At 71.6% G+C, this 26,518-nt stretch carries 22 protein-coding genes; 16 read left to right on the top strand and 6 right to left on the bottom strand.

Going from position 1 to position 26,518, the window contains the following annotated elements; translation table 11 throughout:
• The first annotated feature begins 16 nt into the window (after positions 1 to 16).
• From AH6_RS02905 to AH6_RS02895, 3 genes are all read left to right on the top strand, one after another.
• Complete coding sequence (locus AH6_RS02905) at positions 17 to 1,027, top strand: ABC transporter permease (RefSeq protein WP_067473004.1); 1,011 nt, start codon at positions 17 to 19, stop codon at positions 1,025 to 1,027.
• Positions 1,027 to 2,121 carry an ABC transporter ATP-binding protein gene (locus tag AH6_RS02900; protein WP_067473001.1) on the top strand — a complete coding sequence of 365 codons (1,095 nt, stop codon included), beginning with the start codon at positions 1,027 to 1,029 and terminating at the stop codon, positions 2,119 to 2,121. Before AH6_RS02905 ends, AH6_RS02900 begins: the two co-directional genes overlap by 1 nt.
• 224 nt (positions 2,122 to 2,345) lie before the next feature.
• Positions 2,346 to 3,446: an ABC transporter ATP-binding protein gene (locus AH6_RS02895; protein ID WP_067473099.1), complete on the top strand. Its 1,101-nt coding sequence runs from the start codon at positions 2,346 to 2,348 to the stop codon at positions 3,444 to 3,446.
• Between the two features lie 82 nt (positions 3,447 to 3,528).
• Here the strand turns inward: AH6_RS02895 and AH6_RS02890 are convergent, their stop codons facing one another.
• The 5 genes from AH6_RS02890 to AH6_RS02870 all read right to left on the bottom strand — a co-directional run bounded on the left by AH6_RS02890 (position 3,529) and on the right by AH6_RS02870 (position 10,253).
• Positions 3,529 to 6,030 carry an ABC transporter permease gene (locus AH6_RS02890; protein ID WP_245679153.1) on the bottom strand — a complete coding sequence of 834 codons (2,502 nt, stop codon included), beginning with the start codon at positions 6,028 to 6,030 and terminating at the stop codon, positions 3,529 to 3,531.
• Positions 6,027 to 6,866, bottom strand: a complete 840-nt coding sequence (locus AH6_RS02885; protein WP_067472996.1) for an ABC transporter ATP-binding protein — start codon at positions 6,864 to 6,866, stop codon at positions 6,027 to 6,029. The genes AH6_RS02890 and AH6_RS02885 overlap by 4 nt, the downstream gene beginning before the upstream one ends.
• Before the next feature lie 354 nt (positions 6,867 to 7,220).
• Positions 7,221 to 7,904: a response regulator gene (locus AH6_RS02880; protein ID WP_067472993.1), complete on the bottom strand. Its 684-nt coding sequence runs from the start codon at positions 7,902 to 7,904 to the stop codon at positions 7,221 to 7,223.
• A 66-nt stretch (positions 7,905 to 7,970) separates the two neighbouring features.
• Positions 7,971 to 9,194 (bottom strand): sensor histidine kinase, encoded by a 1,224-nt coding sequence (locus tag AH6_RS46460; RefSeq protein WP_067472990.1) that lies wholly within the window; start codon positions 9,192 to 9,194, stop codon positions 7,971 to 7,973.
• 132 nt (positions 9,195 to 9,326) lie between these two features.
• Positions 9,327 to 10,253: a RecB family exonuclease gene (locus tag AH6_RS02870; RefSeq protein WP_083982160.1), complete on the bottom strand. Its 927-nt coding sequence runs from the start codon at positions 10,251 to 10,253 to the stop codon at positions 9,327 to 9,329.
• A 132-nt stretch (positions 10,254 to 10,385) separates the two neighbouring features.
• Here AH6_RS02870 and AH6_RS02865 point away from each other — a divergent pair, with 132 nt between their 5' ends.
• The 13 genes from AH6_RS02865 to AH6_RS02805 all read left to right on the top strand — a co-directional run bounded on the left by AH6_RS02865 (position 10,386) and on the right by AH6_RS02805 (position 25,345).
• Positions 10,386 to 11,690 carry a site-2 protease family protein gene (locus tag AH6_RS02865; RefSeq protein WP_307190380.1) on the top strand — a complete coding sequence of 435 codons (1,305 nt, stop codon included), beginning with the start codon at positions 10,386 to 10,388 and terminating at the stop codon, positions 11,688 to 11,690.
• Positions 11,691 to 11,732: 42 nt separating this feature from the next.
• A complete protein-coding gene (locus AH6_RS02860; RefSeq protein WP_157431222.1) occupies positions 11,733 to 12,755 on the top strand; it encodes a tRNA (adenine-N1)-methyltransferase in 1,023 nt (340 codons plus the stop codon).
• A gap of 354 nt (positions 12,756 to 13,109) precedes the next feature.
• Entirely contained in the window at positions 13,110 to 14,873 is a 1,764-nt protein-coding gene (arc, locus tag AH6_RS02855; RefSeq protein WP_067472987.1) for a proteasome ATPase, read from the top strand.
• Between the two features lie 215 nt (positions 14,874 to 15,088).
• Positions 15,089 to 16,351, top strand: a complete 1,263-nt coding sequence (locus AH6_RS02850; protein WP_067472984.1) for an acyltransferase family protein — start codon at positions 15,089 to 15,091, stop codon at positions 16,349 to 16,351.
• A gap of 10 nt (positions 16,352 to 16,361) precedes the next feature.
• A complete protein-coding gene (gene dop, locus AH6_RS02845) occupies positions 16,362 to 17,879 on the top strand; it encodes a depupylase/deamidase Dop (RefSeq protein ID WP_174555070.1) in 1,518 nt (505 codons plus the stop codon).
• 285 nt (positions 17,880 to 18,164) lie between these two features.
• Complete coding sequence (locus AH6_RS02840; RefSeq protein ID WP_067472978.1) at positions 18,165 to 18,374, top strand: ubiquitin-like protein Pup; 210 nt, start codon at positions 18,165 to 18,167, stop codon at positions 18,372 to 18,374.
• A 141-nt stretch (positions 18,375 to 18,515) separates the two neighbouring features.
• Positions 18,516 to 19,670, top strand: a complete 1,155-nt coding sequence (locus AH6_RS02835) for an endonuclease VII domain-containing protein (RefSeq protein WP_245679152.1) — start codon at positions 18,516 to 18,518, stop codon at positions 19,668 to 19,670.
• A 137-nt stretch (positions 19,671 to 19,807) separates the two neighbouring features.
• Positions 19,808 to 20,653, top strand: a complete 846-nt coding sequence (gene prcB, locus AH6_RS02830; protein ID WP_245679151.1) for a proteasome subunit beta — start codon at positions 19,808 to 19,810, stop codon at positions 20,651 to 20,653.
• Between the two features lie 21 nt (positions 20,654 to 20,674).
• Positions 20,675 to 21,364, top strand: coding sequence for a proteasome subunit alpha (gene prcA, locus AH6_RS02825; protein WP_067472971.1), 690 nt, complete (start codon positions 20,675 to 20,677; stop codon positions 21,362 to 21,364).
• Positions 21,365 to 21,567: 203 nt separating this feature from the next.
• Positions 21,568 to 22,926: a Pup--protein ligase gene (gene pafA, locus AH6_RS02820; protein WP_067472968.1), complete on the top strand. Its 1,359-nt coding sequence runs from the start codon at positions 21,568 to 21,570 to the stop codon at positions 22,924 to 22,926.
• 89 nt (positions 22,927 to 23,015) lie between these two features.
• Entirely contained in the window at positions 23,016 to 23,951 is a 936-nt protein-coding gene (locus AH6_RS02815) for an FKBP-type peptidyl-prolyl cis-trans isomerase (RefSeq protein ID WP_067472964.1), read from the top strand.
• A gap of 63 nt (positions 23,952 to 24,014) precedes the next feature.
• Positions 24,015 to 24,719 (top strand): helix-turn-helix transcriptional regulator, encoded by a 705-nt coding sequence (locus tag AH6_RS02810; RefSeq protein WP_067472961.1) that lies wholly within the window; start codon positions 24,015 to 24,017, stop codon positions 24,717 to 24,719.
• A 32-nt stretch (positions 24,720 to 24,751) separates the two neighbouring features.
• Positions 24,752 to 25,345: a DUF3291 domain-containing protein gene (locus AH6_RS02805; RefSeq protein WP_067472958.1), complete on the top strand. Its 594-nt coding sequence runs from the start codon at positions 24,752 to 24,754 to the stop codon at positions 25,343 to 25,345.
• A gap of 30 nt (positions 25,346 to 25,375) precedes the next feature.
• On the opposite strand, the gene AH6_RS02800 is transcribed toward AH6_RS02805, so the two are convergent.
• The gene (locus tag AH6_RS02800; RefSeq protein WP_174555069.1) at positions 25,376 to 26,458 is read right to left on the bottom strand and encodes a DUF3866 family protein; all 1,083 of its coding nucleotides are present in this window, start codon (positions 26,456 to 26,458) and stop codon (positions 25,376 to 25,378) included.
• Between the last annotated feature and the right edge of the window lie 60 nt (positions 26,459 to 26,518).

The raw sequence follows: 26,518 nt of genomic DNA, 5'->3' as shown, positions 1-26,518 counted from the left end.
TCCGGGGCCGCGCACTGTGATCGCTTTCATTCTTCGCCGGCTCGGGGGCGCGGTTCTGCTGGTGTTCATCATCAGCGCGGTGACCTTCCTGATCTTCTTCGGGCTTCCCAAGCTGGCGGGAACCACCACCGACGACATGGCCGCACGGTTCGCCGGCAAGTCTCCGACCCCGGAGGCGCTGGCGGCCATCAAGGAACGCTTCGGGTTCGACCAGCCCCTCGCGGTCCAGTACGGCAACTTCGTCAAGGCCGCCGTGACCGGCGACACCTACGACACCGGCGTCGAGAAGATCGACTGCCCGGCGCCGTGCCTGGGCTACTCCTTCCGCACCAACCAGAGCGTCACCGACCAGCTCGTCGACCGTTTCCCGATCACCCTGTCGCTGGTGGTCGGCGCCGCGGTGATCTGGCTGCTGGTCGGCGTCTCCATCGGCGTGCTGTCGGCGCTGCGCCGCGGCAGCCTGTTCGACCGCGCCGCGATGATGATCGCGCTGGCGGGCGTGTCGCTGCCCATCTACTTCACCGGCCTGCTGTCGCTGGCGTTCGTCGTGCACCAGTGGGGGCTGCTCCCACCGGTCAGCTACTCCTCCTTCGCCGACAACCCGTTCAAGTGGGCGTCGGCGCTGATCCTGCCGTGGATCACCCTCGCGTTCCTGTACGCCGCCATGTACGCCCGCCTCACCCGGGCGGGCATGCTGGAGACGATGAGCGAGGACTACATCCGCACGGCCCGCGCCAAGGGCCTGCCCGAACGCACCGTGATCACCAAGCACGCGCTGCGCGCCTCGCTCACCCCGCTGCTGACGGTGTTCGGCCTGGACATCGGCCTGCTGTTCGGCGGCGCGGTGCTGACCGAGCGCACCTTCTCGCTGAAGGGCCTGGGCTCGCTGGCGCTGGACGGCGTGGTCGGCAGCGACCTGCCGGTCGTGCTGGGGACGGTCGTGACCGCCTCGTTGTTCGTCGTGGTCGCCAACCTGATCGTGGACCTGCTGTACGGGGTCGTTGACCCGAGGGTGAGGCACAGCTGATGGCTGACAAGTCCAAGCGTCCGGCCGACATGCTGGACGGCGCGCCCACCACCGTCGAGGAGCCCGGCCGGCCGCCGACCTCCTTCCTGGAGGTCCGCGACCTGCGCATCCACTTCCCGACCGACGACGGCCTGGTGAAGTCGGTGGACGGGCTGTCGTTCAAGCTGGAGCGCGGCCGCACCCTCGGCATCGTGGGCGAGTCCGGCTCGGGCAAGTCGGTGACCAGCCTCGGCGTCCTCGGCCTGCACAACCGGCGCAACGCCAAGGTCTCGGGGGAGATCTGGCTGGACGGCAACGAGCTGGTCGGCGCCTCGCCCGACCAGGTCCGCCGGATGCGCGGCCGCAACATGGCGATGATCTTCCAGGACCCGCTGTCGGCGATGCACCCCTTCTACACCGTCGGGGCGCAGATCGTGGAGGCCTACCGCATCCACAACGACGTCAGCAAGAAGGTCGCGCGCAAGCACGCCGTCGACATGCTGGGCCGGGTCGGCATCCCCAAGCCCGACCGCCGGGTGGACGACTACCCGCACCAGTTCTCCGGCGGCATGCGCCAGCGCGCCATGATCGCCATGGCGCTGTCGTGCGACCCCGAGCTGCTGATCGCCGACGAGCCCACCACCGCCCTGGACGTGACGGTGCAGGCGCAGATCCTCGACCTGATCCGCGACCTGCAGCGCGAGTTCAACTCCGCGATCATCATGATCACCCACGACCTGGGCGTGGTGGCCGAGCTGAGCGACGACATCCTGGTCATGTACGGCGGCCGCAACATCGAGTACGGCTCGGTGGACGACGTCTTCCACCGCCCCGAGCACCCCTACACCTGGGGCCTGCTCGGCTCGATGCCGCGCCTGGACCGCGAGCGCAGCGAACGGCTCCTGCCGATCAAGGGCACCCCGCCCAGCCTGATCAACCTGCCGCAGGGCTGCGCGTTCAACCCGCGCTGCGCCTACTCGGAGCTGACCGACGGCAAGAGCACCGTCGAGCGCCCCGAGCTGCGCGAGACCGCGCCCGGACACACGGTGGCCTGCCACATGGCCGTCGAGCGGCGCCGCCGGATCTGGGCCGACGAGATCGCGCCGAAGCTGTGATGGGGAGGACCGGGGGGGTTCTCCTCCCCGACCGAGAAGGTGGAGACATCGTGAGCACAGAGGCGAGCCGGGCGGGAGAGCCGGTGGACACCCCGCCGGCCGACGCGCCCGCCGACGCGGCCGGCACCGACACCGTCGCTGCCACCGCCGCCGCGACCGGCACCGTGACCGGCACCCCGGTCGACACCGTGACCGGCACCCCCGCCACCGGCGCCGACGCGCCGCTGGTGGTGCAGGAGCGCGCCGCCCCGCAGCGGCGCGGCGAGCTGCTGCTGGAGGTGGACAACCTCGGCAAGCACTTCCCGGTCACCTCGGGCGCGATCCTGCGCCGCCAGACCGGCGCGGTGAAGGCCGTGGACGGCGTGTCCTTCTCGGTGCGCAAGGGCGAGACGCTGGGCCTGGTGGGGGAGTCGGGCTGCGGCAAGACCACCACCGGCCGCATGATCATGCGGCTGGAGGACCCGACCTTCGGCAAGATCACCTTCGAGGGCCACGACATCACCCGCATGTCGCAGGGCCAGCTGCGCCCGCTGCGCCGCGACATCCAGATGATCTTCCAGGACCCGTACTCGTCGCTGAACCCGCGGCAGACCGTCGGCTCGATCATCGGCGCGGCGTTCCGGCTGCAGGGCGAGAAGCCCAAGCAGGGCGTCAAGGCCGCGGTGCAGGAGCTGCTGGAGCTGGTCGGGCTGAGCCCCGAGCACTACAACCGTTACCCGCACGAGTTCTCCGGCGGCCAGCGCCAGCGCATCGGCATCGCCCGCACGCTGGCGCTCAAGCCCAAGCTGATCGTGGCCGACGAGCCGGTGTCGGCGCTGGACGTGTCGGTGCAGGCGCAGGTGGTCAACCTGCTGGAGGACCTGCAGGACGAGCTCGACCTCACCTACGTGGTGATCGCGCACGACCTGTCGGTGGTGCGGCACATCTCCGACCGCGTCGCGGTGATGTACCTGGGCAAGATCGTGGAGATCGCGGACCGCAACGACCTGTACGAGCGGCCGATGCACCCCTACACCAACGCGCTGCTGTCGGCGGTGCCGGTGCCCGACCCGAGCCAGCGCGGCAACCGCGAGCGCATCCGGCTCCAGGGCGACGTGCCGAGCCCGCTGGACCCGCCGCCCGCCTGCCGCTTCCACACCCGCTGCTGGAAGGCGCAGGAGATCTGCAAGCAGGTCGAGCCGCCGCTGATCGAGCTGAGCCCGGGGCACCAGGCCGCGTGCCACTTCCCGGAGAACACCACCGTCAGCGCCACCGACGCGGTCGCGCAGTCGGCGGTGGCCCCGGCGGGCGGCGACCTGCCGGCCGCCCCGGTCCACAAGGACTGACGGCGGGGACACCGAAACGGCCCGCACGGATGAGAATCCGTGCGGGCCGTTCGGCTTCCCGGCGGGGCTGCCCGGTGTGGGGCTACTCGGTGGAGATGGCCTTGAGCACGTCCATCCGCCCGGCCCGCCAGGCGGGCCACAGCGCGGCCAGCACGCCGATGACGGCGGCGACCACCAGGTAGGCGACCAGCGTCCCGGCGGGGATCGCGAGCTCGCTCAGCCCGTCGCCCTCCAGCGCCTGCTGGAGCGCCGCGCCGAACGCGACGCCGATCGCCATGCCGAGCACCGCGCCGAACACCGCGATCACGATGGACTCGACGCGGATCATGCGGCGCAGCTGGCGGCGGCTGATGCCGATGGCGCGCAGCAGCCCGATCTCGCGGGTGCGCTCGATCACCGACAGCGCCAGGGTGTTGACCACCCCGACCGCCGCGATGATCACCGACATGACCAGCAGCACCGTCAGGAACGTGACGAACTGGTCCACCTGCTGGCGGGCCTGCTCCTTCAGCGCCGCCTGGTCCTGCACCTCCAGGTCGGGGTGGTCGGCGAGGCGCCGCTCGATCGCGGTCTTGGTGGCGGCGCTGGTGTCGGCGGCCTGCACGATCAGCCGCTCGGTCTGCGGCCGGGCCGTGTGGGCCTTGTAGGCCGGTTCGGCGACCACCAGCGGGCCGAGCAGGTCGTTCTTCGCGTACAGGCCCGCCACCCGCAGGTTCTGGGTGCGGCCGTCGACGAAGGTGACCGGCACGGTCGTGCCGACCGTCCACTTGCGGGTCTTGGCGGTCTCCTCGGCGACCAGCAGGCCGTCGGAGCCCACCGCGGTGCCGCCCGCGACCGTCTCCATCCGCACGCCCCGCGCCAGCGCGTCGACGTCGCCGGACACGATCGCGCTGCGCTTACCGTCGATCTTCACGTTGCCGGTGTAGTACGGCGCGACCGACTCCACGCCGGGCACCGCCGCGACCCGCGCGGCCACGTCGGAGCCGACGCCGCCCATGCCGGTGGGGGCGACGACGAAGTCGGCGCCGAACTGCTTGTCGACCTGCGCGTCCACCGAGGCGCTCATCGACGCGCCCAGCACGTTCACCGTCGTGATCAGCGCCAGGCCGATCATCAGGGCGGCGGCGGTGGCGGCGGTGCGGCGCGGGTTGCGCAGCGCGTTCTGCCGCGCCAGCCGCCCGGGGGCTCCCAGCAGCCGCGCGAACGGCGCGCCCAGCACCCGCACCACCGGCACGCTGATCACCGGGGCGAGCATCGCCACGCCCAGGAACACCGCGAACGCGCCCGCGCCGACCGGCAGCGCGGCGTTGCCGCCCGACCCGGCGAGCCCGACGCCGATCAGCGCGGCGCCGACGAGGGTGAGCAGCGCGCCGAACGCGAGCCGGATGCGCATCGAGCGGCGCGGCAGCGCCACGTCGTCGCGCATCGCGGCCACCGGGGGGATCCTGGCGGCGCGGCGGGCCGGGAAGTACGCCGACACGACCGTGACGCCGATGCCGACGAGGTAGGACACGATGACCGGGGTGGCGGTGAAGGCGAGGCCCCCGCTCTCGCCCATCATCTGGGCCTGCAGCAGCAGCGCGAGGCCCGCCCCGGCGGCCAGGCCCAGCGTGGAGCCCACCACGCCGACCGCGACGGCCTCGCCGAGCACCGCCCGCGTCACCTGCGGCCGGGCCGCGCCGATGGCGCGCAGCAGCGCCAGCTCGCGGGTGCGCTGGGCCACCAGCATCGAGAAGGTGTTGAAGATGATGAACGCCCCGACGAAGATCGAGATCAGCGCGAACACCAGCAGGAACGTGCGGAAGAACCCCATGAACTGCGCCACGTCGCTCTTGGCGTCCTCGCGCAGCTTGGTGCCGGTGATGGCCTCCATGTTCGCGGGCAGCGCGGCGGCGACGCGGTCGCGCAGCTCGGCCTCCGGCACGCCGTCCGACCCCATCTGCACGTCGGTGAAGAAGCCCGGCTTCAGCAGCAGCTTCTGCGCGGTGGGGGTGTCGAACAGGGTGATGGAGGCGCCCATCAGGTCGCCGGTGTCGACCAGGCCCGAGACGCGGGCGCGCAGCGGCGGGCCCGGGCTGACGACCCGCACGGTGTCCCCGACGCCGAACCTGCCCTTCTTCGCGGTGTTCTCGTCGAGGGCGACCTCGGCGGGCCCGGCGGGCGGGCGGCCCGACGACATCGTGTAGTCGCCGCCGGCCACCCAGTTCGCGCCGAGCTGCGGCGGGCCCTGCTGCCCGCTCCCGACGATCTTCCCGTCGCGGCCGACGACCGCGGCGTACCCGGTGACGTTGCCGACCGGGTCCTTCACGCCGGGCACCGCGCGCAGCCGCTCCACCACCGAGGCGGGGACCGGCGGGGAGGCGGTGCCGTCGTCGGCGGACTCCGCCACCGCCTTCTTGGCGCGCACGTCGACCGCCACGCCCTTGCCGACGCGGTTGAACAGGTCGTCGAACTGCCGGTTCATGGTGTCGGTGAAGATCAGCGTCCCGGCCACGAACGCCACGCCGAGGATCACCGCGACGGCCGTCAGCAGCAGCCGGATCTTGTGCGCCGCCAGGTTGCGGAGCGTGACCTTGGCCATCATCGCGCCGCGGCCCCGCTCGTGCTCCCGCCGCCGGCGGCGGTGCGGGCGGTGTCGGCGGCGGGCCGGTCGAAGCCCTTCATGCGCTCCAGCACCCGCTCGGCGGTGGGCCCCTGCATGGTGTCGACGATCTGCCCGTCGGTGAGGAACAGCACCTGGTCGGCGTAGGCGGCGGCCGACGGGTCGTGGGTGACCATGACGATGGTCTGCCCCATGCCGCGCACCGAGTCGCGCAGGAACCCCAGCACCTCCGCGCCCGAGCGGGAGTCGAGGTTGCCGGTCGGCTCGTCCGCGAAGATGATCTCCGGGCGGGACGCCAGCGCCCGCGCGCACGCCACCCGCTGCTGCTGGCCGCCCGACAGCTCGGTGGGCCGGTGCTTCAGCCGGGACCGCAACCCCACCGTGTCGACGACGGTGTCCAGCCATTCCTTGTCGTGCTTGCGGCCCGCGATGTCCATCGGCAGCGTGATGTTCTCCAGCGCCGTCAGCGTCGGCACCAGGTTGAACGCCTGGAAGACGAACCCGATCTTGTCGCGGCGCAGCCGGGTGAGCTGCTTGTCCTTCAGCCGGGTCAGCTCGGTGTCGCCGATGAACACCTGCCCGGAGTCGACCGAGTCCAGGCCCGCCATGCAGTGCATCAGCGTCGACTTGCCGGACCCCGACGGGCCCATGATCGCGGTGAAGCGGCCGCGCGGGATGCCCACCGTCACCCCGTCGAGGGCGACGACCTGGGCGTCGCCGCGGCCGTAGACCTTGGCGACGGCCGACGCCCGTGCGGCGAAGTCGCCCGCCCCGGGCGCGGGATGCGCGTCGGCGTTGGACGGGACGGTGTTGGTCACGTGAACTCCCCTGCGTGGATGGAACCGGAGACCTGCTCGAAAGGAACGGGACCGCGTTCCCCGTCGGCGATCCCTAGTCCAGAACAGTAGGAGCGAAAACCGCCCCGGGGATGGACCCGGGGAACGGAATCACCGCTCCACCCAAGGCAGGAGGAGCGCCCCCACCGGTCGTCCTCCGGGAGTAGGACACCCCGACGTCCGAGGCAGGGTGGACCCCGGGACCGGCCGCGCCACCGCACCGCCCCCAGAGCCCCGACGGCCTTTCCACGCAGCTCAGCGCGCCTCGGGGTATCCCTGAAAGATCCCCCGGGGGCTCGTCCGCGCGGAGGGGCCGCCAGCCCGCGCGAAGAGGCGTCAGCCGCCCTGGCCCGGACGGCTCAACCCCGTCTCGTAGGCGTACACCACCGCCTGCACCCGGTCGCGCAGGCCGAGCTTGGCCAGCACGTTGCCCACGTGCGTCTTCACCGTCGTCTCGCTGACCACCAGCTCCCGCGCGATCTCGGCGTTCGACTGGCCGCGCGCCACGTGCGTCAGCACCTCGCGCTCCCGCTCGGTCAGCGTGTCCAGGCCCGGCGGGGGAGCGGCGTCCCGCACCGCCGGCAACCGCGTCGCGAACTTGTCCAGCAACCGCCGCGTCACGCTCGGCGCCACGATCGCGTCCCCGGCCGCCACGATCCGGATCGCCGTCACCAGGTCCTCGGGCGGCGAGTCCTTCAGCAGGAACCCGCTGGCCCCCGCCCGCACCGCCTCGATCACGTACTCGTCCAGGTCGAACGTCGTCAGGATCAGCACCTTCGGATCGTGCGAGGCCGCGCCGTCGCGGATGATGCGGCGCGTCGCCTCGATGCCGTCCACCCCCGGCATCCGGATGTCCATCAGCACCACGTCCGGCAGCAACGACCGCGTCGACTCCACCGCCGCCGCGCCGTCCCCGGCCTCGCCCACCACCGCGATGTCGGTCTCGGCCTCCAGGATCAGCCGGAACCCGGTCCGCAGCAGCGGCTGGTCGTCCACCAGAAGCACCCGCACGGCGTTCATCGGCCCGCTCCGCTCGTCATCGTCGCCCTCGCCGTCCTCGCCGCGGTCACGGCCCTTGCGTCCACGCTATGCCTCCAGGGGGAACCGGGCCCGCACACCGAAACCGCCGCCGACCCGGGGGCCGATCCGCAGCTCGCCGCCGTACAGGGCCACGCGCTCGTACATGCCGACCAGCCCGTGCCCGGGATTGTCCCCCGCGTCGGCCACGATCGTCGTGGTGCCGCGCCCGTCGTCCTCGATCTCCACGGTCAGGTCGTCGTCGGTGTAGTGCAGCCGGACCCAGGCCCGCGCCTGCGGCCCGGCATGCTTGAGGGTATTGGTCAGCGCCTCCTGGATCAGCCGGAAGGCCGCCACGTCCACCCCCGGCGACAACGTCCGCGCCTCCCCGTCGATCCACAGCTGCACCGCCAGGCCCGTCTCGCGCACGTGGTCCAGCAGCTCCCCGAGATCACCGAGGCCCGGCTGCGGCGCCAGCTCCCGCCCGGCGGACTCGGCGTCGCGGTCGGTGCGCAGCACCCCCACGATCCGCCGCATCTCGCTCAGCGCCGTCCGCCCCACCTCCTCGATGGTCGACATCGCCTCGCGCGCGCCCGCCGGGTTCCGGTCGATGATGCGCCGCGCCGCGCCCGCCTGCACCGTCATCACGCTCACGTGGTGCGCCACCACGTCGTGCAGCTCCCGGGCGATCCGCGACCGCTCCTCGATCCGCGCCGCCCGCGCGTCGGTGCCGCGCGCCCGCTCCAGCCGCGCCGCCCGGTCCTCCAGCTCCGCGAAGTAGGCGCGCCGCAACCGCAGGTTGCGGCCCAGCACCCACACCCCCACCACCAGCGCGTTGTTGGTCAGCAGCGCCATCGCCCCGCCGCCGACGCCGGGCAGCACCGCGAACATCACGTTGAACACGATCAGCGCCAGCACCCCGCCCAGCGCGCTGTGCGCCAGCGCCCGGTGCGCCGCCACGCTGTACACCGCGACGAGGAACGCCGCCGCGTCCGGGATCGCCGGCACGTAGTCCCACACCGTCAGCGCCAGCTCCCCGGCCAGCACCACCGTCAGCACCGTCATCGGCCGGTCGCGCCGGAACGCGATCGCCATCGTGACGACCACCACCAGCACCGTCTGCCGCACGTCCACCGGCGCGTAGTGCCCGGCGAGATCAGCCGACAGGTCCTGCAGGAACAGCTGGGGGAGCCCGACCAGCAGCAGCAGGACGGCCAGCGCGGCGTCGGCGGCCTGCGGGCGGGCCTTCAGCCAGGCACGGCAGGTGCGCAGACCACGGATGCGGGGTGACACGATTCTCACCCTAGGAGGTCGCAGCAGGTGACGGGCCCCTCCTGGACGCGGATCTGTGATCCTCCGCAAGGATGACCCGCCCGCCGCGGAAGCGACCCTCAGCGCCGCCCGCCCGCCCGGCCGTCCGCCCGGCTACGGGGCGTCGTGCGCGCGGGCGGCCGACTCCAGGTCGGCCGGGGTCGGCCGGTCCACCGGCACCACCGGCAGCGGCGGGGGAGTGCCGCCGAACTGCGGGCACCGCTCCTTGTGGTCGCACCAGTCGCACAACCGGCTCGTGCGGGGCCGCCACTCCCCGGTGTCCATCGCCCGCCGGATCGCCTGCCACAACGCCTCGACCTTGCGCTCGGTCGCCCGCAGGTCCGCCTCGTCCGGCTCGTACCGCAACACCTCGCCGTTGCCCAGGTACATCAACTGCAGCAGGCGCGGCACCCGCCCGTGCAACCGCCACACCACCAGCGCGTAGAACTTCATCTGGAACAACGCGCGCGCCTCGAAGTCGGCGCGCGGCGACGCCCCCGTCTTGTAGTCCACGATCCGCACGTCACCCGACGGCGCCACGTCCACCCGGTCGATGAACCCGCGCAGCTTCAGCCCCGAGTCCAGCACCGTCTCCACGAACAGCTCCCGCTCGGCGGGCTCCAGCCGCCGCGGGTCCTCCAGCGTGAAGTACCGCTCCAGCATCCGCCGCGCCTGCTCCAGCCACCCCGCCTGGTCGCTCTCCCCGGCCGCGTCGTCGGCGAACAGCGTCGCCAGCACCGGCTCGGCCGCGCGCAGCCGCTCCCACTGCGGCCCCAGCAGCTCCAGCGCCGCCTCCACCGTGCGGTCGCCCGCCGGGCGGTCGAACAGCCGCTCCAGCACCGCGTGCACCAGCGTGCCGCGCACCGCCGCCGGACTCGGCCGCTCCGGGATCTTGTCGATCACCCGGAACCGGTACAGCAGCGGGCAGGTCATGAAGTCGCCCGCCCGCGAGGGCGACAACGAGCCGATCACCCGCGGCGCGGCGCCGGCCCGCCCGCCCGTCCCGCCGATGGTCGTCGCGGCCGCCTCGCTGGTGTTCATGACAGTGCAGCGTAGGCGACGCCTCGGACGAAACCCCGCAGGCGATCCCCCGGCGGGCCCGCCGCCGCCCGCCGGTGGCACCGCACCGTCCCACCACGCGATCCCACCGCCGGGGGCCGTAGCATCGGTGAGGTGACAGACAGCGCACCCCCGACCGAGGACAAGCGGCCCACGGGCCCCGACGACGGGACCGGCCCCGCCGCGGCCGGCCCTGCCGCAGGGGGCCCCGGCGCGGGCGGCCCCGTCCCGGGCTCGGGCGGCGGCCCGAAGGACGGGCGGGGCACCGGCACGGGCGGCGGCCCGCCCGAGTCCGGGCGCGGCCTGCTGATGGGACGGCCCTTCGGCATCCCGGTGTTCGTGTCCCCGAGCTGGTTCCTGGTCGCGCTCCTCGTCACCGTCATGTTCGAGGGCCAGGTCAACGACATGGTCGCCCGCCCCGCCAGCTACGCCGTCTCCCTGACCTACGCGCTGCTGCTGTACGGGTCGGTGTTCGTGCACGAGCTCAGCCACGCCGTCACCGCCCGCGTCCTGGGCCTGCCGGTGCGGTCGGTCACCCTCCACATCCTGGGCGGCGAGACCGCCATCGAACGCGAGGCCCCCACCCCCGGCCGCGAGTTCCTCATCGCCTTCGCCGGCCCCCTGGTCAACCTCGTGCTCGCCGGCCTCGGCCTGCTGACGCACGCGCTGGTGCCGCTCCCGGGCGTCGCCCTGCTGCTGGTGGACGCCCTCACCTTCGCCAACCTGCTGGTCGGGGTGTTCAACCTGCTGCCCGGCCTGCCCCTGGACGGCGGCCGCCTGGTCCGCGCCGCCGTCTGGAAGATCACCGGCAGCGGCCGCAACGGCGGGGTGTTCGCCGGCTGGGTGGGCCGCGGCGTCGCGATCGCCTGCCTGGTCGCCGGCGCCTGGCTGGCCGCCCGCCCCGCCGGACGCGACGCCGCCGGCGGCGCCGAGGGCGGCTTCGGCTGGCTGGCGCTGCTGTGGTCGGCGCTCGTCGCCTCCTTCATCTGGGTCGGCGCCACCCAGGCCATCCGCGCCGAGCGGTTCCGCGACCGCCTCCCGCTGCTGCGCGCCCGCGCCCTGGCCCGCCGCGCCGCCCTGGTCACCGCCGACGTGCCGCTGGCCGAGGCCGTCCGCCGCGCCCAGGCCGGGCACGCCGGCGCCCTCGTCGTCGTCGACCACGACGGCCGCCCCCAGGCCCTGGTCGACGAGCGCGCCGTCACCGCCGTCCCCGAGCACCGCCGCCCCTGGACCAGCACCGGCGACGTCTCCCGCGCCCTGAACCCCGACCTGGTGCTGCCCGCCGACCTGGCCGGCGAGGAACTGATCGTCGCGATCCGCCGCGCCCCCGCCACCGAGTACCTGCTCACCGAACCCGACGGCCGCGTCTACGGCGTCCTCGCCGTCGCCGACGTCGACCGCGCCTTCGCGGGCGTCTGACCCCGCCCGAGCGGTCCCCGGCCACCGCTAGCCTTGGTGGCCATGAGCGAACCCACGCCGAACGGCGTTCCCACCGGTGACACCCCCGGCGCCCCGGCCGCCCCGGGCACCGGCCGCATCCCGCACGGGCCCTTCCGCCCCGGCGACCAGGTTCAGCTCACCGACCCCAAGGGCCGCATCAACACCATCACCCTCCAGCCCGGCAAGGAGTACCACTCCCACAAGGGCGCCATCGCCCACGACCAGATCATCGGCAGCCCCGAGGGCACGGTGTTCCGCTCCACCGGCGGCGTCGAGTACCTGGCCTTCCGGCCCCTGCTCACCGACTTCGCCGTCCGCATGCCGCGCGGCGCCGCCGTCGTCTACCCCAAGGACGCCGCGCAGATCGTCGCGCAGGCCGACATCTTCCCCGGCGCCCGTGTCGTGGAGGCCGGCGCGGGCTCGGGCGCGCTGTCGTGCTTCCTGCTGCGCGCCGTCGGCGAGCACGGCCTGCTGTCGTCCTACGAGCGCCGCGAGGACTTCGCCGAGATCGCCCGCGGCAACGTCGAGAAGTTCTTCGGCGGCCCCCACCCCGCCTGGCGGCTGACGGTCGGCTCCCTCCAGGACTCCCTCGCCGAGACCGAGGTCGACCGCGTCGTCCTCGACATGCTCGCCCCCTGGGAGTGCGTGGACGCCGTCGCCAAGGCCCTCATCCCCGGCGGCATGGTGTGCGTGTACATCGCCACCACCACCCAGATGTCGCGCGTGGTCGAGGAACTGCGCTCCCACGGCGCGTTCGCCGAGCCCTACGCCTTCGAGACCCTGCTGCGGTCCTGGCACGTGGAGGGCCTCGCCGTCCGCCCCGACCACCGCATGGTCGGCCACACCGGCTTCCTGGTCACCGCGCGCCGCCTGGCCGACGGCGTCACCCCGCCGGTGCGGCGCCGCCGCCCCGCCAAGGGCGCCCACGCCGAAACCGCCGAGAGCACCCCCGACAGCGCCACCGGCACCACCACCGGCACTGCCACCGGCACTGCCACCGCCACTGCCGCCGAGGCCGTCCCCGAGGCCGCCGCCGGGGCGTGACCCGCCGGGGCGGGCGGTGCGGCCTAGATCACATTCCGGTCTCCGGCACGCCCGGGAACCGACACCCCCGGCCGCACCGCACCGGCGAATTCGTCCCAGCCCCGCCGCCCGAAGGCCGCCCCCGCACCCGCCCTGAAATCGGCAAACCTTGCGGTATCACCCGGCGAGAACACCGATTTCGGCGCCTTTCCCCGCCCCGCCCCGGCATTGTGTTCGCCTTCACCGCACCCCGCCCCGCCCCGCGACGAAGGCACGGCCACGACACGAGTACCGAATGGGCAGGTTACGGAAGCGCTCCAGATAGGTAGGGTCTCTGTAGGTCGTCGGCTCTCTTCATAGAGGAGGTGACGGGGCGTGGCCGCTCGTGATGATGCTGGGGCGCGCAGGGCGCAGCAGGACAAGGAGGTCAGGGACCTCCAAACGCAGATGTCCTTCTTGGAGGAGGAGATCTCCGTACTGCGCCGCAAGCTCGCGGAATCCCCCCGACAAGTACGAGTTCTGGAAGAACGTCTCCACGAGGCACAGGCCAATCTGGCCGCAGTGACGGGTCAGAACGAGCGTCTCGTGGCGACCCTCAAGGAAGCGCGCGAGCAGATCGTGGCGCTCAAGGAGGAGGTTGACAGGCTCGCCCAACCGCCGTCGGGGTACGGGGTCTTCCTCGAGGCCCGCGACGACGGCACGGTCGACATCTTCACCGGCGGCCGCAAGCTGCGGGTGAACGTCAGCCCCGCCGTGGACGCGGACGAACTGCAGCGTGGCCAGGAGGTCATGCTCAACGAGGCGCTCAACGTGGTCGAGGCGCTCTCCTTCGAGGAGCAGGGCGAAGTCGTCATGCTGAAGGAGCTGTTCGACGACGGCGAGCGCGCCCTGGTGATCGCGCACGCCGACGAGGAGCGCGTGATCAAGCTGGCCGAGCCGCTGCGCGGGCTCCCGCTGCGCGCCGGCGACTCGCTCATGCTGGAGCCCCGGTCCGGATACGCCTACGAGAAGATCCACAAGGCGGAGGTCGAGGAACTGGTCCTGGAGGAGGTGCCCGACATCTCCTACGAGGAGATCGGCGGGCTCGGCCCCCAGATCGAGCAGATCCGCGACGCCGTCGAACTGCCCTACCTGCACGCCGACCTGTTCCGCGAGCACCAGCTGCGCCCGCCCAAGGGGGTGCTGCTGTACGGGCCGCCCGGCTGCGGCAAGACCCTCATCGCCAAGGCGGTCGCCAACTCCCTCGCCAAGCAGGTCGCCGAGAAGACCGGCCAGGAGGGCAAGAGCTTCTTCCTCAACATCAAGGGCCCCGAGCTGCTCAACAAGTACGTCGGCGAGACCGAGCGGCACATCCGCCTGGTCTTCCAGCGCGCCCGGGAGAAGGCCTCGGCCGGCACCCCGGTCATCGTGTTCTTCGACGAGATGGACTCCATCTTCCGCACCCGCGGCTCCGGCGTCTCCTCCGACGTCGAGAACACCATCGTCCCGCAGCTGCTCAGCGAGATCGACGGCGTCGAGGGCCTGGAGAACGTCATCGTCATCGGCGCCTCCAACCGCGAGGACATGATCGACCCGGCGATCCTGCGGCCCGGCCGCCTGGACGTCAAGATCAAGATCGAGCGGCCGGACGCCGAGGCGGCCAAGGACATCTTCTCCAAGTACATCCTGTCGGGCCTGCCCCTGCACCCCGACGACGTCAAGGAGAACGGCGGCGACTCCGACGCCACCGTCGACGCCATGATCCAGCGCGTCGTGGAGCGCATGTACACCGAGACCGAGGAGAACCGCTTCCTCGAGGTGACCTACGCCAACGGCGACAAGGAGGTCCTGTACTTCAAGGACTTCAACTCCGGCGCCATGATCCAGAACATCGTGGACCGGGCGAAGAAGATGGCCATCAAGCAGTTCCTGGACACCGGGCAGAAGGGCATGCGCGTCGCGCACCTGCTCGCCGCCTGCGTGGACGAGTTCAGCGAGAACGAGGACCTGCCCAACACCACCAACCCCGACGACTGGGCCCGCATCTCCGGCAAGAAGGGCGAGCGGATCGTCTACATCCGCACGCTCGTCTCCGGGACCAAGGGCGCCGAGGCCGGCCGGTCGATCGACACCGTCGCCAACACCGGCCAGTACCTGTAGCGGACACCGTCGGCGGGCCGGCCCGGCGCCGCCCGCCGACGACCGCGGCAGGCGCCGGGCGGTCCCCGTGACCGCCCGCCGACCCCGCGTCACCAGGCGGCGGGCGCCCCCGGGGCGGCCGCCGCCGTCGCATGTCCGGCATCGCACACCGGCGCCCCGCAAGTTGTCGGAAATGGCACTAAGGGGTGGTTTGTGTCCCTTAGGCTGCTCCACAAATGCCTGCCGAAACCGCCCCCCGAACCCCGCGGGTCCGCCTCTACGAGCTGGACCTGCTGCGCTTCCTCGCCGCCATGGCCGTCCTGCTGTACCACTACACCGGCAGCAGGGGCGGACCCTTCAAAGGCGAGAAGGCCCGCGAACTCTTCGACCCCGTCTCCGCCCTCACCCAGTTCGGCTACCTCGGCGTCGAACTGTTCTTCCTCATCAGCGGCTTCGTCATCCTGATGAGCGCCTGGGGACGCAGCATGGCCGACTTCACCGTCTCCCGCATCACCCGCCTGTACCCCGCCTACTGGCTCGCCGTCCTCATGATCGGCGCCATCCACCTCACCACCGGCATGGGACGCGGCAAACCCGAGACGATCATCCCCAACCTCACCATGTTCCAACAGGGCATGGGCATCCGGAACGCCAGCGGAGTCTTCTGGACCCTCTGGGCCGAGATGCACTTCTACGCCCTCATCTCCCTCCTCGTCCTCACCGGCATCACCTACCGCCGCTGCCTCACCTTCATGACCACCTGGACCGTCCTCGCCATCTTCGCCAAAGAATCCGGCAACGACCTCCTCCAGAGCGTCCTCATCCCCACCTACGCCCCCTACTTCATCGCCGGCATGGCGCTCTACCTCATCCACCGCTTCGGCCCCACCCTCATGCTGTGGCTCCTGGTCGCCTTCTCCTGGGCCTGCTCCATCCGCTACGCCCTCCCCGCCGCCACCGAAGCCCCCTACAGCATCTCCCGCGCCGACGCCTGGCCCGCCATCGCCGTCCTCACCACCCTCGTCTACGCCCTCGTCGCCCTCATCGCCACCGGCAAACTCAGCCGCCTCCGCTGGAAGCGCCTCGCCACCCTCGGCGCCCTCACCTACCCCACCTACCTCATCCACTACGAACTCGGCCCCGTCATCGCCCGCTTCCTCTACCCCACCCTCCAGCCCTGGGCCGTCGTCCTCATCATCACCGCCACCGTCCTCGCCGCCGCCTACCTCATCAACAAACTCGTCGAAGAACCCGCCGCACGCTGGCTCAAACCCCGCCTCAAGGACTCCTTCGCCCGCCTCGCCACCACCGAACCCGGACAACACCGGCACCGCCGCGCCCGCCACACCGAACCCCCCACACCCCCCGGCCCCCCCACCCCCCCGGCCCCGGCGGCGTCCACCCCCCGGGCCCCACCGCCCCCCACCCCGGCACCGGAGGCCCGACACCCGCCCATCACCCCGACACGCCCCATGGCTCCACCCCCTCCGCCCCGATAGGCTCGACGATATGAGTGTTCGGCGGGTGATGGGCATCGAGACCGAGTACGGCATCTCCGTACCAGGTCAGCCAGGGGCCAACGCGATGGTGACCTCCTCCCAGGTCGTCAACGCCTACCTCGCGGCATCAGCGGCACGGGCCAGACGAGCCCGATGGGACTTCGAAGAGGAGAACCCCCTGCGCGACGCGCGCGGATTCGACCTCGCCCGCGAAGTCGCCGACCCCACCCAGCTCACCGACGAGGACCTCGGGCTCGCCAACGTCATCCTCACCAACGGCGCCCGCCTCTACGTCGACCACGCCCACCCCGAATACTCCGCGCCCGAGTGCACCAACCCACTCGACGCCCTCACCTGGGACAAGGCCGGCGAACGTGTCATGGCCGACGCCGCCGCCCGCGCCGCCCTCGTCCCCGGCACCCACCCCATCCAGCTCTACAAGAACAACACCGACAACAAGGGCGCCTCCTACGGCTGCCACGAGAACTACCTGATGAAGCGGGAAACCCCCTTCGCCGACATCGTCCGGCACCTCACCCCCTTCTTCGTCTCCCGCCAGGTCGTCACCGGCGCCGGCCGCGTCGGCATCGGCGTCGACGGCCGCGGCGACGGCTTCCAGATCAGCCAGCGCGCCGACTTCTTCGAAGTCGAGGTCGGCCTGGAGACCACCCTCAAACGCCCCATCATCAACACCCGCGACGAACCCCACGCCGACCCCGAGAAGTACCGGCGACTCCACGTCATCATCGGCGACGCCAACATGAGCGAGGTCTCCACCTACCTCAAACTCGGCACCACCGCCCTGGTCCTCGCCATGATCGAAGACCGCTTCCTCACCGCCGACCTCTCCGTCGACACCCCCGTCGCCGCCCTCCGCGCCGTCTCCCACGACCCCACCTGCAAACACCTCCTCACCCTCCGCGACGGCCGCAAGATGACCGCCGTGCAACTCCAGATGGAATACCTGGAGCAGTCCCGCAAATACGTCGAGGACCGCTTCGGCACCGACGTCGACGACATGACCACCGACGTCCTCGACCGCTGGGAATCGGTCCTCCACCGCCTGGAGAGCGACCCCATGCAGCTCTCCCGCGAACTCGACTGGGTCGCCAAACTCGCCCTCCTGGAGGGCTACCGCACCCGCGACGGCCTCGACTGGTCCCACCCCCGCCTCCAGCTCGTCGACCTCCAGTACACCGACATCCGCCCCGACAAGGGCCTCTACAACCGCCTCGTCGCCCGCGGACGCATCGACCGCGTCATCACCGAGGCCACCGTCGAACACGCCGTCGAGGAACCCCCCGAGGACACCCGCGCCTACTTCCGCGGCCGCTGCCTCAGCCAGTACGCCGACTCCGTCGCCGCCGCCTCCTGGGACTCGGTCATCTTCGACGTCCCCGGCCGCGAATCCCTCCAGCGCGTCCCCACCCTGGAGCCCCTCCGCGGCACCAAACAGCACGTCGGCGCACTCCTCGACCGCTGCCGCACCGCAGCCGACCTCGTCGCCACCCTCACCGGCCAGAACTGACGCCACCGAGCGAAGCGACACCGCCTGAACGCCCGCGAGAGCCCCTCTCGCGGGCGTTCGCGCGTCCCGGCACCCTTGTGTGGGACCCCGGTTCAAAAGGCGTTAAGGGCCCCTGGGGACCGCCGCGAATTTGTGACCGGTATGCCCGTTTCAGCGAATGGCGCGCGGGCGATAACCCCACCAGGCCCCCGCACCGGCCACCCCGGGAAACCGGGCCCCGGTACCCGTTCACCAAGCAAGATCGGAGATAGGGTTCGGGGGTCACCGGCAGAGTGGAGGTACGGGATGGCCACGAAGGACACCGGCGGTCAGAAGCAGACCGGGCGCCGCACCGAGGAGGTCGAGGAGACCCAGGCCGAGACCACGGGCGACGTCCAGGAGCGGAACGAGGCGCTCACCGACGACGTCGATGCAATTCTGGACGAAATTGACGAAGTTCTCGAAGAGAACGCAGAGGAATTTGTCCGTTCGTATGTGCAAAAAGGGGGTCAATGATACACAAATCGGACATAGTCACTACGGAAAAGCAAGATTCTTTCCAGAAGTGACTCCGTCGAACGTGTGAACCATTAATTTAGAACACCAATGGGTCGCAGGTTTCGACACCGGAGATCGCTCCGGGGGTGGGTGGGTGAGGTGTCCGAGGGGAAGAAGTGTCGCGACTGCGGGCAGGTGAAGCCCGTCGGCGAATTCTGGAAGCGCAAGGCGTCGCCGGACGGCCTGGCCCTCTACTGCAAAGAGTGCTTCGGGCTCCGTAACGCCGCCAAATACCGACGCAAGCAAGCCGCTGATGGGAAAGAGGCGCGCCCCTACCGGCGCCACTCGGCGGTTCCGGCGGGCATGAAGTACTGCCCGCAGTGCGAGGAAGTGAAGTCCCTCGACGCGTTCGGCCGTAACCGGGCCAACGCCAGTGGCCTTGCCGATTACTGCAAGCCGTGCCACAACCGCGTCATGGCGGAGGGCAGGACCCGCAACCACGGCAGTAGCCGCAACTACCTGCTCAAGCTGCGCTACGGGATTACCGAGGCGGAGGCGGACGCCCTCCGTGAGCGGCAGGGCGGCATCTGTCTGATCTGCCTGCGCTCACCGGCCGCGCATGTCGATCACAGCCATCTGACGGGGCTTGTCCGAGGCATGCTCTGCTTCAGATGCAACGGCGCGCTCGGTCAGTTCGAGGATGACGAGTGGCGGTTGCGTGAGGCGGCCGACTACCTGGAGGGGCGGAACGCGCATTCGCGGTGGATGCGCGTGGAGTTCGGTCGGACGAAGATCCTGGGCGAGTCCCGGCGTCATCTGGAGAGTCAGCGTGGGGATGGTCGGGCGGCGCAGCTGGGTTCGTCGCGTCACTACCACCTGCGTGGGCGTTACGGGATGACCGAGGGCGAGGTGGCGTCGCTGGGGGAGATGCAGGGCGGGTACTGCGCGATCTGTTGCGACCGGCCGGGCGATCATGTGGATCACTGTCATGACACGCAGGCGGTCCGCGGTGTGCTCTGCGTCGGCTGCAATTCCGGGATGGGGCAGCTCCGGGACGATCCGGGCGCGTTGCGTCGTGCGGCGGCTTACCTGCGGGGCGACCTGGTGAAGGAGGTGCCGTCCGGCGATGACGGCGCCCGCCTGTCGTTGACGTTCCCCGACGTGGATCCGGCCGGGGTGCCGCTGGACGGCTGGGATCGTTTTCGGGAGCAGGACGCGAGTTACCGCCGGGCGCTGCGGGACATGGAGGAGCTGGTGGAGTGGGTTCCGTGGCGGGAGTTCGCGTTCACGGAGGACGCGGTCGCGGGGCCGTGATCGGACCGGTTCGCCGTGGGCGGAGCTGGGCGGGGTGATCGTGGTATGCGCTGGGGTGCGGTCGAACAGTAGGGTCGGGTGTGTCAGCGTCGGCGCGTGTCAGGGGCGTCGGCGCCATGGTGGAGGGAAGGAGTCGCGTGGCGTCCCACGATGCGAAGGCCGGACGTCTGCCCGGGTTGTTCGTGAACCCGGACACGTCCTCGTTCACGGAGTTCCTGGGGGCGTACTCGCCGGAGTTGCTGCCGGGTCGGCGGCCGTTGCCGGCGGTGTCGGCGGGGGAGGAGATCCCGCACGGCACGACGATCGTGGCGGTGGTCTTCCCGGGCGGTGTGGTGATGGCGGGGGACCGGCGGGCGACCGCGGGCAACGTGATCGCGCAGCGTGATATCGAGAAGGTGTTCCGGGCCGACGAGTTCTCGGCGATCGCGATCGCCGGTACGGCGGGGATCGGGATCGAGATGATGCGGCTGTTCCAGGTGGAGCTGGAGCATTACGAGAAGCGTGAGGGCCGCACGCTGTCGATCGAGGGCAAGGCGAACCGGCTGGCGACGATGGTGCGGCAGAACCTGGGCATGGCGATGCAGGGGTTGGCCGTGGTGCCGTTGTTCGCGGGGTACGACGAGGACCGGGACGCCGGGCGGATCTTCTCCTACGATCCGGCCGGTGGCCGGTACGAGGAGCGGGACTTCCATTCGATCGGGTCGGGGTCGGTGTTCGCGCGGGGTGCGCTGAAGAAGTTGTTCCGGCCGGATCTGTCGGCCGAGGACGCGGCGCTGGTGTGCGTGCAGGCGTTGTACGACGCGGCCGATGACGACTCGGCGACCGGTGGGCCGGATCTGACGCGCGGGATCTTCCCGGTGGTGGCGTCGGTGACGGCGGAGGGGTACCGGCGGCTCGGTGAGGACGAGGTCGGCGCGTTGGCGCGGGCCGTCGTGGAGGAACGTTACGACTCGCCGGGCGGTCCGACCGCCCCGCTGCGATAGAAGGGATGCAGACCGGTGTCCATGCCGTTCTACGTGTCGCCCGAACAGCAGATGAAGGACAAGGCGGACTATGCGCGGAAGGGGATCTCGCGGGGTCGCAGCGTGGTGGTGCTGCAGTACGCCGACGGGATCCTGTTCGTGGCCGACAATCCGTCGCGGGCGTTGCACAAGATCAGTGAGATCTACGACCGGATCGCGTTCGCGGCGGTGGGGAAGTACAACGAGTTCGAGAACCTGCGGCTGGGCGGGGTGCGGTACGCCGACATCAACGGGTACCAGTACGACCGGCGTGATGTGACGGCGCGGGGTCTGGCGAACGTGTACGCGCAGTCGCTGGGGACGATCTTCACGGAGACCAACAAGCCGTACGAGGTGGAGTTGGTGGTGGCGGAGGTCGGTGAGACGGCGGAGACCGACCAGATCTACCGGTTGACGTTCGATGGTTCGGTGGCCGACGAGCACGGTTACGTGGCGATGGGCGGTCAGGCGGACGCGGTGGCGCAGGCGTTGAAGGAGCGGTACGTCGAGGGCGCGTCGCTGGTGGAGGCGTTGCGGACGGCGGTGCGGTCGTTGGAGGCGCAGGACAACGATCGTCATCTGGAGGCGAAGTCGCTGGAGGTGGCGGTGCTGGACCGTAACCGGGAGCACCGGTTGTTCAAGCGGCTTCCGGCGGCGCGGATCGAGGCGTTGCTGGCGGAGGCGGGGGACTGACCTCGGGGAGTCGCCGGCGGTTTGGTGGGGTGTGACGGCCCGCTGTGGTCGTGCTGTCCGGGTTTGCCCGGGGGTGCGGCCGCGGCGGGTTTTTCCCGCCCGCTTAATGATCTACAACGTAAAGGCGCGGGTTCGGGAGCGGCTGCGAAACAAGGGGCTGCGGAGGCTGCCAAGTCGGCGTCCGGCCGCATAGGGTCGTGGATGTGGACAGGCGCATCTTCGGGCTTGAGAACGAGTACGGCGTCACCTGCACCTTCCGCGGGCAGCGGCGGTTGTCACCCGATGAGGTGGCCCGCTACCTGTTCCGCCGGGTGGTGTCGTGGGGCCGCAGCAGCAACGTGTTCCTGCGCAACGGCGCGCGGCTCTACCTGGACGTGGGAAGCCACCCCGAGTACGCCACGCCCGAGTGCGACAGCGTCGTCGATCTGGTGACGCACGACAAGGCCGGCGAACGCATCCTCGAGGGGCTCCTCGTGGACGCGGAGCGGCGGCTGCGCGAGGAGGGCATCGCCGGCGACATCTACCTGTTCAAGAACAACACCGACTCGGCCGGGAACTCCTACGGCTGCCACGAGAACTACCTGGTGGGGCGGCACGGGGAGTTCGGCCGGCTGGCCGACGTGCTGATCCCGTACCTGGTGACGCGCCAGATCATCTGCGGCGCCGGCAAGGTGCTGCAGACCCCCCGGGGCGCGGTGTACTGCGTGTCGCAGCGCGCCGAGCACATCTGGGAGGGGGTGTCGTCGGCGACGACGCGGTCGCGGCCCATCATCAACACCCGGGACGAGCCGCACGCCGACGCCGAGCGGTTCCGGCGGCTGCACGTGATCGTGGGCGACTCGAACATGAGCGAGACCACGATGCTCCTGAAGGTGGGGGCGACCGACCTGGTGCTGCGGATGATCGAGGCGGGCGTCGTCATGCGGGACCTGACGCTGGAGAACCCGATCCGGGCGATCCGGGAGGTCAGCCATGACATGACGGGCCGCCGCAAGGTGCGGCTGGCCAACGGGCGCGAGGCCAGCTCGCTGGAGATCCAGAAGGAGTACTTCGGCAAGGCGAAGGACTTCGTGGACCGGCGGGGCGGCGACGCGACCGCCAAGCGGGTGCTGGACCTGTGGGAGCGGACGCTGCGCGCGGTGGAGACCGGTGATCTGGACCTGGTGGCCCGGGAGATCGACTGGGTGACCAAGTACCAGCTGATCGAGCGGTACCGCCGCAAGTACGACCTGCCGCTGTCGTCGCCGCGGGTGGCGCAGCTGGACCTGGCCTACCACGACGTGCACCGGGAGCGGGGGTTGTACTACCTGCTGGAGAACCGGGGTTCGGTGGAGCGGGTGACGCGCGACCTGGCGATCTTCGAGGCGAAGTCGGTGCCGCCGCAGACGACGCGGGCGCGGCTGCGCGGGGAGTTCATCCGCAAGGCGCAGGAGAAGCGGCGCGACTTCACGGTGGACTGGGTGCATCTGAAGCTGAACGACCAGGCGCAGCGCACGGTGTTGTGCAAGGACCCGTTCCGGTCGGTGGACGAGCGGGTCGACAAGCTCATCGCCGGGATGTGAGGTAGCCGGCACCGGCGGGCTACCGGTTGGTCACCTGAGGGGTAGGGTGAGCGCTCAGCAGCGCTCACCCACCCCCGAAGGAACCGTGCATGCGCCGTCGTCTCGCCGTGTTGCCCGCGGTCGCCGTGCTGGCCGCCGCGTCGTTGTCGTTGTCCGCGTGTTCGAGCGGCGACGATGTGCAGGTCGCGGTCAAGGGCGCGTTCGGCGCCCGTCCGGAGGTGTCGTTCCCCAAGGGCGGCAAGCCCGAGGAGAAGCTGGCGGTGAAGACCCTCGCCGAGGGCAAGGGCGCCCAGGTCCACAAGGGCGATCTGGTGGTGGCCGACTACGTCGGCTACCGGTGGACCAAGGCCGGTTCCAAGCTGCTGGCCAGCAGCTTCGACGACGGCAAGCCGGGCGCGTTCCCGACGGGGGAGCTGGTGCCGGGGCTGGAGAAGGCGCTGGAGGGCGCCCGTGCGGGGTCGCGCGTGGTGGCGCGGATCCCGCCCAAGGACGGGTTCGGCGACAAGGGCGACAGCCGGAACCAGGTGGGGGCCGGGGACTCGCTGCTGTACGTGCTGGACGTGCGCGCGGTGTACTCGAAGACGGCCGCGGCGCAGGGCAGGCAGCAGGCGCTGAGCGACGCGAAGTTGCCGCAGGTGACGCCAGGGTCGGGCGCGCAGGGGCCGCTGGTGACCGTGCCGAAGGCCGCCGCGCCCAAGACGTTGCAGGTGCGGACCCTGGTGCAGGGCGGCGGCGCGGCGGTCGAGAAGGGCCAGCTCGTGGCGTTGCAGTACACCGGGTCGTTCTGGCGCGACGGGCAGGTGTTCGACTCCTCGTGGCGGTCGGGCCGCCCGTACGCGGCCACGATCGGGACCGGCCAGGTGATGAAGGGCTGGGACCAGGCGCTGGTGGGGCAGAAGGTCGGCAGCCGGGTGCTGGTCGTGGTGCCGCCCGCGCTGGGCTACGGCGCGAAGGGGCTGGCGCAGGCCGGGATCAAGGGCACCGACACGCTGGTGTTCGTCGTGGACGTGCTGGGCGCGCACTGACCCGACCACCCGCTCCGGGCCGTCGACTCTAACATCAACGCCGGTTGTTCTTAGAATGGCCGGATGGAGGACATCGACGCGATCGCGTCGCTGCGGGACCCGGTCCGGCGGCGGCTGTACGAGTACGTGGCGGCCCAGGGGCGCGAGGTGGGCCGCAACGAGGCGGCGGAGGCCGCAGGCGTGCAGCGCACCCTCGCGGCCTTCCATCTGGACCGGCTGGTCGAGGCCGGGCTGCTGGAGGCCGACTCCCGCCGCCTGACGGGCCGTTCGGGGCCGGGCGCGGGCCGTCCCGCCAAGGTGTACCGCCGCTCGGCGGCCGAGCGGCAGGTGTCGCTGCCCGCCCGCGACTACCGCACGGCCGCCGACCTGCTGGCCGAGACCGCCGAGGCCGCGGGCCTGGACACCGCGCTCTGGGAGACCGCGCGGCGGCGCGGCCGGGAAATGCGCGGCCCCGAAGGGCGGCCCTGCGCGGACCTGGCGGAGGTGGCCGCGCTCCTGGCGACGCGCGGCTACGGCCCGTTCATGGACGACCCCGCGGGCGAGCACGGGCACGAACAGCAGGACGAAAGCACTCCCCACCCTGCCCTCCGCCTGCGCAACTGCCCCTTCCGGTCGGTCGCCGACCGCTTCCCGCCGCTCGTGTGCGGCATGAACCTCGCCCTGCTCGAAGGGCTCCTGGACGGCTCGGAAACGTTGCGCGCCCGCATGGACGCGCGCCCCGGGCTGTGCTGCGTGGTGGTGGAGGCTTCTAAAAACAATGAAGATTGACATAGAAGCCGGGGGCATGGTGGGCTGACCCCATGAACGCCCCCACGCACGCCTCCGCCACCCCCACGACCGCCCCCGCCCCCACGCCCCGCCTCCACCTCGCCCAGTTCAACGTCGCCGCCCTCCGCCATCCCCTCGACGACCCGCGCACCGCCGGCTTCGTGGCGCGGCTCGACGAGGTCAACGCCCTGGCTGACAACGCGCCCGGCTTCGTGTGGCGGCTGGTGGAGGAGGGCGCGGCCGACGCCACCGGCCTCCGCCCGCTCGGCGCCGACGTGATCGTCACCTACTCGGTGTGGGAGACCCGCCAGGCGCTGTGGGACTTCGTGTACCGCAGCGGGCACCTGGAGTCGATGCGCCGCCGCCGCGAGTGGTTCCACCGGCCCACCGCCGCCCACCTGGTGTTGTGGTGGATCCCGGCCGGGCACGTCCCGACCGTCGCCGAGGGCGTCGAGCGCCTGGAACTGTTGCGCGCGCAGGGTTCCTCGCCCCGCGCGTTCACCTTCAACGCGGGCTACGGCGCGGCCGAGGCCCTGGCGGCGGGCGCGGTGGACGGCCTGGAGGCGGGACCCGGGCAGGGCGCGCGGGAGGAAGGCATGATCGAGAAAGCCCCCGCCCCGGCCTGACCGGCCGGAACGGGGGCGGAGAGAGAAGGGTCAGTCCAGCAGGGCGGCGGTGTGGCGGCCGGCGGCGGCCGCGGTGAGGAAGTAGGCCAGGTCCTCGTCCAGGCGGCGGCCCATCGTCGACAGCCGCACCCCCCAGTCCTTCTCGGCCGCCTCCAGGGCCTCGCGCAGCCCCTCCACGCCCACCGGCACCAGCTCGTGGCGGTCGCCCAGCTGCGCGGCCTCGGCCGCGACGCGCGTCCCGAAGTCGCCGCCCAGCTCGGGCACGGGGATGTCGGCGCGGGCCAGCGCCACCCGCCCGTAGGCGGTGATGCTGTGGTGGGACACCCCCAGGTGCCGTTCGCGCCTGTCGCCCTCGCTGACGCGCAGGGAGCCGACGGGACGTCCCGACAGCACCGCCGCCGCGTTGACCGCCTCCCCGGAGGTCACCCCGGAGAAGCCCCACTTGGTGCCGGTGCCGAGGTTCCCCGGCCCCTGCGCGACGATCGCGACGTCGGCGTCCAGGACCAGGCGGGCCGCCAGCAGCCCGGTGTGCACGGTGACGGCCTCCAGGTCGCCGCCGAACGCCTGCCCGGTCGTGACGGTCGCCGCCAGCGCCCCCGCGTCCCGCAGCCGCGCGATCGACATCGAGAACCAGGCGGGCAGCGCGCCCCCGTCGGGCATCACGTACACCACCCGCGCCCCGGGCCGCGCGGCCAGCAGCCCCGCCAGGACCGGCGGCAGCGCCGAGTGCAGGTCGGCGACGACCACCGGCATGCCGTCCAGCGAGTCGGCCTCGCGCAGCACCGCGTGGTGGGGGGAGTCCTGCTCGTCGGCGCCCAATACCGTGGCCTGGAGCGGCGTGTAGCGGGCTTTGACCAGGTGGCCGGGTCCGGCCGGATCGGGCGGCAGCCGGTCGGGCACCGCCACCACCATCGCGTAGCCGCCCGTCCCCAGGCCCATCGCCAAGGCCGTAGTGTTGAGCAGGACGGAATCACCGGGCTCCGGCCGCCCCACCAGCGCGGGGTAGGCGAGGGCCCGCGCGGTCCCGTCACCGTCGATCGAGACATCCAGCTCGACCGCCCCCGGCCACTCCCGGCGGACGTTCTCTACCGTGCCTTTGCGCCATCGGATCACACCGGAACGGTAGCGTCCTCGGAGACGGAACGCGGGGACGGACCGGGCACAGCGAGCGAG

It is taken from the genome of Actinomadura hibisca NBRC 15177, from assembly GCF_001552635.1.
GTDB lineage: Bacteria > Actinomycetota > Actinomycetes > Streptosporangiales > Streptosporangiaceae > Spirillospora > Spirillospora hibisca.
This window is presented reverse-complemented; position numbering and strand designations above follow the sequence as displayed.